The organism is Comamonas sp. A23 (assembly GCF_004522605.1).
GTDB classification, from domain to species: domain Bacteria; phylum Pseudomonadota; class Gammaproteobacteria; order Burkholderiales; family Burkholderiaceae_C; genus Comamonas; species Comamonas thiooxydans.
This window is the reverse complement of sequence record NZ_RSDT01000010.1, coordinates 154192-167170: the sequence shown is the minus strand read 5'-3', so window position 1 is coordinate 167170 and position 12979 is coordinate 154192. Positions and strand designations below refer to the sequence as shown.

The following is a 12979-nucleotide window of genomic DNA, read 5'->3' as shown; positions in this document are numbered from 1 at the left end:
TCACTGAGCCTTGGTGGTGGCCGGGATCTGGTCCAGCTTGTTCACCGGAGGGCCCGAGAACGTGGTCTTGAAGCTGCCGATGGCGCGCATGTCGATCTCGAGCAGGAAGGGCCCCTTCTTGCCCCAGGCACCTTCCAGCACCGCGGGCAGCTCGTCGAGATGGCTCACGCGGGCATGGGGCAGCTTGATGGAGGCGCACAGCTGTGCGTAGTCGGGCGTGTGCAGCTCCACGTAGCAGCGGCGGCCGCCGTAGGAGGCGTCCTGGATGTTCTGGATCACGCCATAGCGCTGGTCGTTCATCAGCACGATCATGGTGTCGCACTCTTCCTGCACCAGGGTGGCGAGCTCGCCGAGGTTCAGGATGAAGCCGCCGTCGCCGGCCAGGCCCAGGGTCTTGCGGCCCGAGCCGCTTTCGGCCGCGCCGATGGCCGCACCGATGGCCATCGGCATGCCCATGCCGATGCCGCCGCCCGTGGCGTGCACGCCGGCATTGGACTCGAAGAAGCGCAGTTCGCGGTTGCCCCAGGTGCTGTTGGAGACGGTCACGTCGCGCACCCAGTTGAAGTTGCGGCCCACGGCCTTCTGCAGCTGCTGCACCAGGGCGCTGTACGGACCCAGGCCGTCGCGCATGGTGGCCACGACTTCGTCGTGCACCTGGCGCAGGTCGGCCAGCAGCTCGGGATCAGCCTTGTAACCGCGCGCTTCCAGGCGGTCGGCCAGGCCGTTCAGGGCCAGGGCCGAGTCGCCGCAGACAAAGCCGTCATCCATATAGCAGCGGCCTTGCTGGGCGGCGTCCACATCGATGCGCAGCAGCGGGCGCGGCAGCTTGAGTTCGTACTTCAGCGTCTCGTTGCTGCGCAGCCGCGTTCCCACGGCCAGCATGGCATCACAGCGCTGGTAGAAGGCCTCGACGGGCTTCTGGATGTTGTAGGCGCCCAGCGATGCGGGATCGTCCTCGGGCACGATGCCGCGGCCCTGGCCGGTGCTCACGATACCGAAGCCCAGGGCCTTCAGGCGCTGCACCGCAGCGCCGGCATGGCGGGCGCCGCCGCCCAGCCACAGCAGCGGGCGCCTGGCCTTGGCCAGTTGCTCGGCCAGTGCGTCGAGCGCGGTCTCGCTGGGTGCCAGCACAGCCACCGGCAGCGGCGACAGGTCGGCGGGCATGTCTATCAGCGCCTGCTGGATGTCGATAGGAATCTCCACGCTGACCGGGCCCGTGGGGGCGGTCATCGCGGTCTGCACCGCGGCCTTGAGCGTGGACAGACAGGTCTCGGCGCTCAGCACGCGGAAGGCAGCCTTGGAGACGGACTTCAGCATGGTCAGCTGGTCCGGCGCTTCGTGGATGTACGACAGCTTCTTGTCCAGATACTGGGTCTCGATCTGGCCCGTGATGTGCAAGAGCGGCGTGCCGGCCGTATAGGCTTCCACCAGGCTGCCGGCGATATTGCCCGACGCCGGGCCGGTGCTGGTGATGCACACGCCCAGGCTGGAGGTGGAGCGCGCGCAGGCATCGGCCATATTGCCGGCGCCGGCCTCGCCGCGCGCCATCACGAAGCGCACCTTGCCGCGCGCAAACATCGCGTCGAGGATGGGCATGTTGTGAATGGAGATCACCCCGAAGGCAGCCTTCACGTCGCAATGCTCGAGGAACTCGGCAATGACGGCGCCGACGGTGATTTGATTTTGCTTAGGCATGACGAGAATGGCCTCCGGAAACGTCGATGTGGCTGCCAGTCGTGTATGACGACAGTGGCGTAGCAAGAAAGAAAATGGCGCGGGCCGCTTCGGCGGGCTTGCCAAGGCGCCCCATGGGGATGTGCTTTGTGCTTGCGAGCGCGCCGCTCCACTGCTCCCAGGTCTGGCTCTTGTCCTCGCGGGCCTCGAAGCGGCGGCGCCACTGGCCGGACTCGATCAGGCCGACCAGGATGCCGTTGACGCGCACGCCCTTGGGGGCGAACTCGGTGGCCATGGAACGCACCAGGTTCTTGAGGCCGGCGCGCGCGGCCGAGGTGGCGACCATGTGCGGCTCCGGCTGGGAGGCCAGCAGCGAGTTCACGCAGACAATGGCCGAGCCTTCGCCGCGCTCGAGCTGGGGCAGAAAGGCGCGCGTGGGATGCAGCACCGAGAAAAACTTCAGATGCAGCTCCTCGGTCCAGGCTTCATCGCTGGTGTTCTCGAAGGTCGAGACACGGCCCTGACCGGCGTTGTTGATGAGGATGGAAGCCGGGCCCAGCGCCGCTTCGCTGGCGCGCGCAAACTGCTGCACCTGCTCGGCATCAAGCACGTCGCAAGCCTGGGCGAACAGGCGCGCGCCGGCCTCGGGGTGGCGCTCCAGCAGCTGCTTGACGGCCTGCTCCAGACGCTCGGGGTTGCGGCCGCACAGGGCCACGCGGGCTCCCTGGGCCAGCAGCAGCTCCACGGTGGCCAGGCCTATGCCCGAAGAGCCGCCGGTGACGACGGCCGTGGCGTCGAGTTTGAAATCATGCATGGCCGCCTCCTGCGCGCCTTGAAGTGATGGACAGAACCTGCGCGCTGGACTGCGGCCGGTAGTTGAGCAGCTCCGACAGTTCGGTGGCCGCCGCACAGACACGCGGCACCAGCTCCGTCTGGCGCTCGAGGTCGATCTGGGCCGAGGCCAGGGTCACCCCAAGGGCTGCGATGACTCGGCCGCTGTGATCGCGCACGGGCGCCGCGATGGTGGAGATCGAGCTTTCGTAGAAACCCGCACCGGCCACATGGCCACGCTCGCGATCGGACTGAACCAGGTCGAAGAGCTCGATCACGGTCCCGGGCGTATTGGGCGAATGGCCTTCCAGTTGCTCTTCGGGATAGAGGTCGCGCAGCTCCGGCAGCGACAGGTCGGCCAGCAGGATGCGACCCAGCAGCGTGGCATGGGCGGGCAGCCGCGTGCCCACGCGCACCGAGCTGGTCAGCGGTGTCGGCGGCGTGACCTTGGCCACATAGACGATGGAGCGCCCGTCGCGCACCACGATGTTGCAGGGGAAGCGGATTTCCTCGCACAGCCGCGCGATCACGGGCTGGCCCAGCTCGGTCAGGTCCATGGAGGACAGGAACTCGAAGCCCAGACGCAGCACGGACAGGCCCAGCCGGTAGTCGTTGCCGCCCTCGGCGCGCTGCAGAAAGCCCATGCTCTCCAGCGTGTTGAGCATGCGGAACACCGTGGCGCGCGGCAGCTGCAGGCGGCGCGCCAGCTCAGGCGCGCCCAGCGTGGCATTGCCGCGGCCGAACTCCTGCAGCAGGCGCAGACCGCGCTCCAGCGCAGGCACCATGTACTTTTCGGAGCCTCCGTCGACGACGCTGTCGATCGCGCTCTCGGATGGGGAAGAACCTGACATCTCCAACTCCTCAATTCGTTGCAGGCGTGGCCAGAAGCCGGGGACGCCGAGGAAGGGCCGCCCCGCACCGAGGGTGTCGTCCCCCTTTGGGGGGCGCCGTGCAACGGGAAGGCGCGAAGCGACTCAGGGGGTAATCCATATCAGTTCATGACGAAGCCGCCGTTGACGGGCAGAACCTGGCCCGTCACAAAGCGCGCACCGTCCGACAGCAGATAGGACACGGCACCCGAGACATCCTCGGGACCTTGCTCGCGCTGCAGCGCGCGCTGGTCGATGTAGAGGCGGTGGCGATGCTCGGGCACGTACTCGGTGGCCTCGACCAGCACCAGACCCGGAGCCACGGCATTGATGGTGATGGCATCCGCGCCCAGCTCGCGCGCCATGGAGCGCGTCATGGCCATCACGGCGCCCTTGCTCGCCACATAGGCCATCAGATTGGGAGCGCCCCACATGGCAGTGTCGGAAGCCAGATTGACGATGGCACCGCGACCGCTGTCCTTGAGAGCTGCGCGGCAGGCACGGGTCATCAACCAGACGCCGCGCACATTGACGTTCATCACCTGGTCCCATTTGTCCAGGGCGATGTCGTCCATGCCCTTGCCGCCGGAGTCCGTCACGGCCGCGTTGTTGACCAGGCCGTCGAGGCCGCCGAGGGTCTTCACGGCCTGTTGTGCGCACTGTTCTATGGAAGCCGGGTTGCTGGCATCAAAGGCGACGCCGTGAGCCTCGAAGCCCATGGCGCGCAGCTTGGCAACGGCTTCGCTCAGCAATTCGGCACGCAGATCGGCCATCACGAGCTGCGCCCCCTGCTGGCACAGCGTCTGCGCAAAAGCAAAACCCAGGCCGCGCGCAGCGCCGGTCACAAGGATCCGGCGCCCAGCGAGCTGACCGGTGGAAGGCATGGTGTTGAGGGTCATCTTAAACCTTGATTGTTTCAAATATGAAATGACAATTTTTTCTTGAAACAAGTCTGCAGTTTAGTGAGCCTTCTTTTGAGTCAATACCCGGAGAAACCCGTAGTCCCCACCCCGCAGCGACACACGGGCGTAAAAAAACCGCGACAAGCGCGGTTGAAAGGAAAACGGGGCAACAGAAGGTATCCAGTCTGCAGTTGTCGGCAGGCTGGATCGAAGTCATCAATATCAATAGCTTATAGCGACCATCAATGAATAATTCCAGGCTTAAAACACTTTAAAAATAATATTTATCAATCGTTTACAGCTATCAAAAGATTAGCTAACAGCCTGCTTCTTCGCGGGCGTCAGGCGCAGAAAATCCAGCACCACGCGTTGCGCGTAGCGGCTTGCCACGGTGCGCACGAAATCCGAAAAATCCACATGGGCGCTGTCGTCCGCCCGGTCCGAGATGGTGCGCATTGCGGTAAACGGCGTGCCGTAATCCAGGCAGGTCTGGGCCACGGCAGCGCCCTCCATCTCCACGGCCAGCACGGCATGGCCGGCGGCCTCCAGATCGGCTCTGAGCTGTGCGCTGGCCTGGCGCGAGCTGACAAACTGATCGCCGCTGGCAATCAGGCCCTCATGGACGCGGGCCGAAGCATACGAGGCCACGATGCCCGAGCGCAGCGCCGAGTCGGCGGCCTGCACCAGTCGATCCGTCGCCGCCTCGTCGCAGGCCAGGGTGCTGCAGCCGTAGCCGGGCAACTGCCAGCGCGGAAAGATCGGCGAGGCATCCATGTCATGCTGTAAAAAACTCCGCGCGATCACCACATCGCCCACGTTCACGTCCGCGCCGATGCCGCCGGCCACTCCGGTGAACAGAATGCCGCGCACGCCAAAGCGCTCGATCAGCGCGGCGGTGGTGGTGGCGGCGGCCACCTTGCCTATGCCCGACAGCGCACACACCACCTCGTGCCCGTGCAGCCGGCCCAGCCAGAAGTCGCGCCCGGCATGGCGCAGGCACTGCATGTCCTGCATGGCGTCGACCAGGCCGTGTTGTTCTTCGGCAAGAGCGCTGAGAATGGCAAGCGTCATGGATGGGGATACTCCGAACATGGGCCTCTAGGCCCTGGTGAAAGCACAAAAGAAAGCACAAAAGCGGCACTGGGCCGCTTTTGTGGGAAGCGCAAGAGGCGCGATTAGAGCATGACGGTTTACTGCGCCACGATATTGTGGCTCTTGACCACGGGCGCCCACAGCGCGGTCTCCTTGCGGATCAGCTCGCCAAAGGCATCGCCCTTGACCACCCAGGGGGTCATGCCCTGGGCCTTGAGCTGGTTCTGCGCGGCCTGGGTCTTCATGACCTTGTCGATGTCCTCGGCCAGCTGCTTGACCACTTCGGGCGGTGTGTTCTTCGGAGCCAGCACGCCATACCAGGACGAAACGGCAATACCCGGAACACCGGCCTCGGCCAGTGTCGGCACATTGGGCAGGAAGCTCGAGCGCGTGGCATCGGTCACGGCCAGGGCGCGCAGCTTGCCCGACTGCACATGGGGCAGCACGGTGGGCATGTTGGCGATCAGCATGGGGATGGTACCGCCCAGGGCATCGTTCAGGCCCTGCCCCGAGCCCTTGTAGGCCACGTGCATGATGTCGGCACCCGACTTGTCCTTGAACAACTCGCCGGCCAGGTGCAGGCTGGAGCCCACGCCGGGCGAGGCATAGCTGATGGAGTTGGGCTTGGCCTTGGACAGTGCCACCAGCTCCTGGATGGTCTTGGCCGGAACCTGGGGATTGACGACGATGACATTGGCCGCACGCCCCATGGAGGCCACGGGCACGAAGTCGCCGAACACGTTGTAGGGCAGCTTGGGCATCAGCGTGGGATTGATGGTCAGATTGCCCTGAGGCACGACCAGCAAGGTATGGCCATCGGGCTTGGCGCGCTTGACCATGTCGATGCCGATATTGCCGTTGGCACCGGGGCGGTTGTCGACGATGGAGGCCTGCTTGTACTCCTCAGTCAGGCCCGTGGCCAGGATGCGGGACAGGATATCCACCGCGCCGCCGGCGGGGAACGGCGCAATGATGGTGAACTGACCGCTGGACAGCTGTTCGGCGGCACTGGCAGCGAAGGCCGGGGACATGGCGGCGGGGAGCGCAGCGGTGCAGGCCAGCGCCAGGCAGGACTTGAGGAAGGCGGAACGTTGCATGGTCTTGTCTCCTGGGAGAACGGAAATTTCAAAAAGGCTAAAGGCCGACGCGCCTCAGGCTTGATGCAGCGCAAAGACCGGCGGGCAAAGACATGACACCATGAATGCCATGCTCAGATGGGCGGTGCTTGCGCGCACTTTTGCAAACACGCAAGCAAGACCGATGCCACCGGCACGGCACATGGCTGGGACGGGTCAGTACCGGGTTAGATGGCCAGGGAAGCCACGTTGTTGAGCACGGCGCGCACCACGCTGTACACGGTCAGCGCCGAGGTCTTGGGATTGGCCGCCAGAGGCTTGCCGCGCATGGTCAGTTCCATGGCGCCGAAAGCACCCCGCGCCTCGACCTGGTGCACGTTCTCCTGAACGGCAGGATCGGCAAACAGACGCACCATGGTCTTGTCCAGGCCCAGGCCCGCCAGCGACAGCGTGGCCGCCACATTGGCATTCTTGGGATAGAGCTGGGCCGCCTCGCGGGCCGTGCCTTCAAAGATGCAAAAGGCTTCGGTCAAGGCCTCCAGATCGCAGACCTGCTCGGCCGGGGTGCCGCTCCAGGCCTTGGGCGGTTTGCGGCCCGTATAGAGCACCGTCTCCAGGCCGCCGACACGCGCCGCAGCCAGGGCATCAATGCCACCGATGGCGCCCGACAATAGCTGGGCCTGCGTCTTGCCGGCCTCGGCCGCAGCCTGTACGCGATCGGCCATGCCCGGTGCGCTCAAGGCACCTATGGATGCGATGACCGCAGGAATGCCACGCGCAAGCGCCGGCAGCACATGCTCCTCGATGGCTGCATGACCCGCGCATTCCACGAGAAGATCCGGCACCGCATCGCCGGGCAGGGCCTGCAGCAGTTGCGCCTGTGGCGCCAGGCGGGCAGCCGTCTCGCGCACGGCTGGCGTGATCTCGGGAACCAGTACCCAGCCCACCTGCAACCGGGTATCTCCGCTCAAAAGCTCCAGCACACTGGAGCCAATCGCGCCGCAGCCAATCAAAGCAATATTTTTCATCTCTAGCCTCCTGAAAAATGCGCTGGCCCGGCGTGATCGGGGTCAGCGCAAATGGTCCGGGTGCTGCTGGCGCAAATGAGCGGACAGAGTCTCTGCCGCCTGCTGCACCTTCTGCACCCAGAGCTGGGTTTTTTCGGGCCCCAGCTCGGTAAACGGAATGGCCATGGCCAGCCCCGCAACCACCCGCCCGTCTGCGGCGCGCACCGGCGCTGCAATACTCGAAACGCCAGGCTCGTAAAAGCCCTCGCCCATGGCATAACCACGCTCGCGATCCTCAGCCAGCAGGCGCAGCAGCTCGTCGATATTGCGCGGCGTGCTCTCGGAGAACTGGGGCAGTTCCTCGCCGCCAAACACCGAGCGCAGCTGCGCGCCGTCCATGTCATGCAACAGGGCTCGTCCCAGCACCGTCGCATGCGCCGGCAGACGCGAACCCACGCGCACAGCGCCCTGGAATGCTCCGGACGGGGTGACGCGTGCCACATAGACCACGGAAGTGCCGTCGCGCAATGCAAGATTGCTGGTCATGCCCAGCTCATCGCACAAGGCCTGCAGCACAGGCTCGGCCAGTTGCGCCAGCGGCTGAGTGGACAGGTAGTCATAGCCCAGGCGCAGCACGGCCAGACCGAGCCGGTATTCGGTGCCGCTGCGCTGCAGATACCCCGAGTTTTCAAGCGTGGTCAACATGCGAAACACCGTGGAGCGCGGCAGCTCGAGGCTGCGCGCCAGCTCGGGTGCGCTCCAGACCGGTTGCGCCGGGCCAAAGCAGGCCAGCAGGCGCAGTCCTCGGTCCAGAGCGGGCACGGTGTAACGGTCTTGTTCGTTGGTTGAAATCTCGGAGGTTTCGCTCATAGCAATCAGCTGGTATTGGGGCAATAGCTTTGGTTCAACAAAGATGCCAGCCTATGCGCGACCTCCATTGGTTGTTCCACGGGTGAAGCATGACCGGCAGCCGCAAGCGTACCGTAGTGCGCGCCCAGCAGTTCGGACCAGGACTTGCAAGCTGCAGGTGTAGTCACCACATCGTGCTCGCCGACCCAAACCTCGACCGGCATGCCAAGCCTGCCCCGTGCCTGTGCCAGATCGCTGCCGCAAAGCAGCTCGACCGCCTGCGCATAGCCCTGCGGCTGCATGCGCGCCGTATTCCAGCGCACCCATGCACGCACGGCTTCAGGAGCCTCGGAGGACACCAGGCGCTGATCGATGACGGCCGCCAGACCGGCGACGCCCTTCTCGGCCAGAGCCGCCAGGCGGCCCTCGCGTACCTTGGCCTGCTGCTCGGCCTTGGCTGGGGCGCCGTAGCCGCCCGCCGGGCTGATGAGCACCAGTTGCTCGACCAGCCCGGGGGCCGCCGTGACTGCCAGCCTGGCCGCCATCAGGGCGCCCAGCGAGTGCCCGACCAGGATGCAGCGGCGCACGCCCAGCACAAGCAGCGACTGAGCCAGCGCCTGTGCATAGTCGGCATCGGCAGGCGCGGCTGACGCCAGCGGCGTCGACACACCATAGCCGGGAGCATCCCAGGCCAGAACGCGCACTCTGTCAGCCAGCTGCAGCGCCACATCCAACCAGGATGCTGCCCCGGAGCTGATGCCATGCAGCAGCACCACCGCAAAGTCGGAGCTGGCATCGCCAGCCTCGCGCCAGGCGATCTGGGCCTTCTGCGGAAGCTTCACCAGCCGCTCGGGAAAACCGGTCTGCAGCAGCTGTTGTTTCAGCGACAGCAAATCCTCGTGCATGACAAAGCTCAGCGCTTGATCTTGGCCAGAGGGTGCTCGGGCGGATAGGTCGGGGTGACAGGCTTTTTGGCGCCCAGCATCACGCACATCAGCGCATCTTCATCACCGACATTGATCTCTTCGCGGTACACGCCGGGCGGCACCGAAACCACATCGCGATCGGTCAGGATGGTCTCGAAACGCTCGCCGTCCTTTTCCAGCACCAGCTTGAGCTTGCCGCGCATCACGAAGAACACTTCTTCCACATCGGTGTGCAGATGCGAAGGGCCTTCATGGCCGGCGGGAATCACCATGGTGGAGAAGGTGAAGTTTTCCGACGGAATGGTGTTGCTGTCGGAGGCCACGCCCGTGCCGCCCGTGCCGATGTAACGCATCTGGCCGCGGCGGTATTTGGGATCAAAGTCGGCCTGGAACTTCAGGGCATCGAAGTCGTACTTGCGCGTGGCAAAGCGCGCAATGCGTGTGCTCATCCAGTCTTCAAAGCTGGAGCCTTCGGGGCGATCCCAAGTACGGGCGCTGTTGTCTTGTGCGATCTCGCTCATATGTCTCTCCTGAAACCGTTGGTGAACACAAAAAGCGACCTGCTTTTTGTTTTACTAATAAAACCAGGTTCATTTGGCGAAACAATTATAAGAAGACTTGCCCGATATCAACAAGCACATTTCCTTGTTGCTGCGGTGGAGACAGGTATCGGTGTGGCGTTTTTCCCCGCCCACACAGGCACGGGCCTGAAAACAGGCATAAAAAAAGGAGCGCCAAGCGCTCCTGTGAACTCGCCTTGAAGGACAAGATGAAAAACTCTCAGGCGTCGCGCAGCTCCCTGCGCAGGATCTTGCCCACGGGAGTCTTTGGCAGATCGGTGCGAAAGACGATGTGGCGCGGACGCTTGTAGCCGGTCAGATTGGCATGGCAGTAGTCGCGGATGGCCTGCTCCGTCAATGCCGGATCTTTTTTGACGACGACGAGCTTGATGGCCTCGCCGGACTTTTCGTCGGGTACGCCGACCACCGCGCACTCCAGCACGCCGGGGCAGTTGGAGACCACGTCCTCGACCTCGTTGGGGTAGACATTGAAGCCGCTGACGATGACCATGTCTTTCTTGCGATCCACGATCTTCACAAAGCCGCGCTCGTCCATGGTGCCGATGTCGCCGGTGAGGAAGTAGCCATCGGCCGTCATGACCTTGGCGGTCTCGTCGGGGCGCTGCCAGTAACCGGCCATGACCTGCGGGCCCAGCACGGCGACTTCACCGGGCAGACCCGGCTCGCTCACGTCCTGGCCGTCGCTGCCGACCAGCTTCACATAGGTGCTGGGCAGGGGCACACCTATGGTGCCCGAGTAAGCCGTGGCCGTGACCGGATTGCAGGTCACCGAGGGGCTGGTCTCCGAGAGGCCGTAACCCTCGCAGATGGGGCAGCCGGTCTTCTTGAGCCACAGCTCGGCCACGGCACTCTGCACGGCCATGCCGCCGCCCACCGAGACCTTGAGATGGCTCCAATCCACGGTGCCGAAGTCGGGGTGGTTGGCCAGTCCGTTGAACAAGGTGTTCACGGCCGGAAAGCTGTGGAAACGGTGCCTGGACAGCTCCTTGAGCGTGGCCTTGAGATCGCGCGGATTGGGGATCAGCACGGTCTTGCCGCCGGTACGCATGGCCAGCATCATGTTCACCGTGAACGCGAAGATGTGATAGAGCGGCAGCGCGCAGATGCTGGTGGGCTGCTCACCTGCCGGCACCTTCTTCATGGCCGGCTCGTTCCAGGCTTCGGACTGCAGCACGTTGGCAATGATGTTCCTGTGCAGCAGCACGGCCCCCTTGCTCACGCCCGTGGTGCCGCCCGTGTATTGCAGCAGTGCCATGTCGTCTGCCTTGAGCACCGGTGCGTTCAAGGTCGCACCACGCCCCTTGGCCAGCGCGTCCTTGAAGCGCACGGCACCGGGCAGACTGAAGGGCGGCACCAGCTTCTTGACGGAGCGCACCACGTAATTGACCAGCATGCCCTTCAAAAGGCCCAGCTCGTCGCCCATGGCACAGAGCACGATGTGCTGCACGGCGCTGCCATGCATGCCGTCCTGCAGCGTCTTGGCGAAGTTCTCGATGATGACGATGGCCTTGGCGCCCGAGTCCTTGAGCTGATGCTCGAGCTCACGCGCCGTGTAGAGCGGATTGACGTTGACCAGTACATAGCCGGCACGCAGCACCCCGGCCACGGCCACCGGATACTGGGGAATATTGGGCATCATCAGCGCCACGCGGTCGCCGCGCTGCAGCCCCAGGCTTTGCAGATAGGCGGCAAAGAGCTTGCTCTGCGCATCGACCTGGGCGAAGGTCAGCTCCTTGCCCATGAAGGAATAGGCCACCTTGTCGGCATGCTTGGCAAATGCCTCTTCCATCAAGGCCACCAGCGATGGATACTGCGACGCATCGATGTCCGCAGGAACTCCCTCTGGATATGCATTCAGCCAAGGACGGTCACTCATTCTTCTGTCTCCGTGTCTTATCGTCTGATCCGGCCATTGTGATAAAAAGCACGGTCGTTCGATACTGTAGTAACCCTAGGAAACAAGCCGGGTCACCTTGGTAACAGAAGTCAAAACCCATGAAAAAAGCCCGCAGGCACCAGGCCGCGGGCTTTGAGTGTTTCCAGCCTCCAGCGCTTACTGGTAAAGCGCTGACAGCTATCAAACCTGAGTTTACTTGACCAGCTGGGCCAGATCGCCGGCGGCGTACTTCTTGGCCATTTGCTCCAGGCTATAGCCCTTGATCTTGGCGCCCTGGCCTTCGCAGCCGAACTCGATGTAGCGGGCCTTGCAGACTTGCTTGGCCGCTTCGCGGGCAGGCTTGAGCCATTCGCGGGCGTCGAACTTGTCGGGATTCTCGGCCAGGAACTTGCGCACGGCGCCGGTCATCGCCAGACGGATGTCGGTGTCGATATTGATCTTGCGCACGCCGTACTTGATGGCTTCCTGGATCTCTTCCACGGGCACGCCATAGGTTTCCTTCATCTTGCCGCCGTACTGGTTGATGATGGCCAGCAGCTCCTGGGGCACGGAGGAGGAACCATGCATCACCAGATGGGTGTTGGGAATGCGGGCGTGGATTTCCTTGACGCGCGAGATCGCCAGGATGTCGCCTGTGGGCTTGCGGCTGAACTTGTAGGCGCCGTGGCTGGTGCCGATGGCGATCGCCAGTGCGTCCAGCTGGGTGGCCTTGACGAACACGGCGGCTTCTTCGGGGTCGGTCAGCATCTGGCTGTGGTCCAGCTTGCCCTCGGCACCGATGCCGTCTTCTTCGCCGGCTTCGCCGGTTTCCAGGTTGCCCAGGCAGCCCAGCTCGCCTTCCACGGTGGCGCCGATCTGGTGGGCCATGGCCACCACCTTCTGAGTCACGTCCACGTTGTAGTCGAAGGACGAAGGGGTCTTGCCGTCGCTCATCAGCGAGCCGTCCATCATCACCGAGCCGAAGCCCAGGTTCAGCGCGCCCTGGCAGACTTCAGGCGTGGTGCCGTGGTCCTGGTGCATCACCAGGGGGATGTGGGGATACATCTCGGCAGCCGCCTGGATCAGGTGCTTGATGAAGGGCTCACCGGCGTACTTGCGGGCACCGGCGCTGGCCTGCAGGATCACGGGCGCGCCGACTTCGTCAGCCGCCGACATCACGGCCTGGACCTGCTCCAGGTTGTTCACGTTGAAGGCGGGGATGCCATAGCCGTTTTCAGCAGCATGGTCCAGCATTTCGCGCATCGAGATCAAAGGCATGGTGGGTTCCGTTCAAAG

At 64.1% G+C, this 12979-nt stretch carries 13 protein-coding genes; 1 reads left to right on the top strand and 12 read right to left on the bottom strand.

Translation table 11 applies throughout. The annotated features are described in order from the left end of the window. The 10 genes from EIC84_RS20355 to EIC84_RS20305 form a co-directional block, all read right to left on the bottom strand. A complete protein-coding gene (locus tag EIC84_RS20355; protein WP_004340335.1) occupies window positions 1–1695 on the bottom strand; it encodes a thiamine pyrophosphate-binding protein in 1695 nt (564 codons plus the stop codon). Next, on the bottom strand, window positions 1688–2488 hold the full coding sequence (locus EIC84_RS20350; RefSeq protein ID WP_004340333.1) for an SDR family oxidoreductase: 801 nt from the start codon (window positions 2486–2488) through the stop codon (window positions 1688–1690). Before EIC84_RS20350 ends, EIC84_RS20355 begins: the two co-directional genes overlap by 8 nt. Further along, window positions 2481–3356 carry an IclR family transcriptional regulator gene (locus tag EIC84_RS20345; RefSeq protein ID WP_004340331.1) on the bottom strand — a complete coding sequence of 292 codons (876 nt, stop codon included), beginning with the start codon at window positions 3354–3356 and terminating at the stop codon, window positions 2481–2483. Before EIC84_RS20345 ends, EIC84_RS20350 begins: the two co-directional genes overlap by 8 nt. 140 nt (window positions 3357–3496) lie before the next feature. Continuing rightward, window positions 3497–4273 (bottom strand): SDR family oxidoreductase, encoded by a 777-nt coding sequence (locus EIC84_RS20335; protein WP_004340329.1) that lies wholly within the window; start codon window positions 4271–4273, stop codon window positions 3497–3499. Window positions 4274–4588: 315 nt separating this feature from the next. Continuing rightward, on the bottom strand, window positions 4589–5347 hold the full coding sequence (locus tag EIC84_RS20330; RefSeq protein WP_004340328.1) for a 5'-methylthioadenosine/adenosylhomocysteine nucleosidase: 759 nt from the start codon (window positions 5345–5347) through the stop codon (window positions 4589–4591). Between the two features lie 119 nt (window positions 5348–5466). Then, the gene (locus tag EIC84_RS20325; RefSeq protein ID WP_004340325.1) at window positions 5467–6465 is read right to left on the bottom strand and encodes a tripartite tricarboxylate transporter substrate binding protein; all 999 of its coding nucleotides are present in this window, start codon (window positions 6463–6465) and stop codon (window positions 5467–5469) included. A gap of 206 nt (window positions 6466–6671) precedes the next feature. Continuing rightward, window positions 6672–7472 carry an aspartate dehydrogenase gene (locus EIC84_RS20320; protein WP_004340323.1) on the bottom strand — a complete coding sequence of 267 codons (801 nt, stop codon included), beginning with the start codon at window positions 7470–7472 and terminating at the stop codon, window positions 6672–6674. Between the two features lie 42 nt (window positions 7473–7514). Then, entirely contained in the window at window positions 7515–8321 is an 807-nt protein-coding gene (locus EIC84_RS20315; RefSeq protein ID WP_004340321.1) for an IclR family transcriptional regulator, read from the bottom strand. Window positions 8322–8326: 5 nt separating this feature from the next. Continuing rightward, entirely contained in the window at window positions 8327–9205 is an 879-nt protein-coding gene (locus EIC84_RS20310; protein ID WP_004340319.1) for an alpha/beta fold hydrolase, read from the bottom strand. A gap of 8 nt (window positions 9206–9213) precedes the next feature. After that, entirely contained in the window at window positions 9214–9747 is a 534-nt protein-coding gene (locus EIC84_RS20305) for a cupin domain-containing protein (protein ID WP_003072476.1), read from the bottom strand. A 21-nt stretch (window positions 9748–9768) separates the two neighbouring features. On the opposite strand from EIC84_RS20305, the gene EIC84_RS20300 reads away from it, so the two are divergent. After that, the gene (locus EIC84_RS20300; protein WP_131361298.1) at window positions 9769–9987 is read left to right on the top strand and encodes a hypothetical protein; all 219 of its coding nucleotides are present in this window, start codon (window positions 9769–9771) and stop codon (window positions 9985–9987) included. 19 nt (window positions 9988–10006) lie between these two features. Here EIC84_RS20300 and EIC84_RS20295 read toward each other — a convergent pair whose 3' ends face one another. Together EIC84_RS20295 and fba are read right to left on the bottom strand one after the other, a co-directional pair. Next, on the bottom strand, window positions 10007–11683 hold the full coding sequence (locus EIC84_RS20295; RefSeq protein WP_004340316.1) for a long-chain-fatty-acid--CoA ligase: 1677 nt from the start codon (window positions 11681–11683) through the stop codon (window positions 10007–10009). A 213-nt stretch (window positions 11684–11896) separates the two neighbouring features. Beyond that, window positions 11897–12961 carry a class II fructose-bisphosphate aldolase gene (gene fba / locus EIC84_RS20290; protein ID WP_004340312.1) on the bottom strand — a complete coding sequence of 355 codons (1065 nt, stop codon included), beginning with the start codon at window positions 12959–12961 and terminating at the stop codon, window positions 11897–11899. Window positions 12962–12979 lie beyond the last annotated feature (18 nt).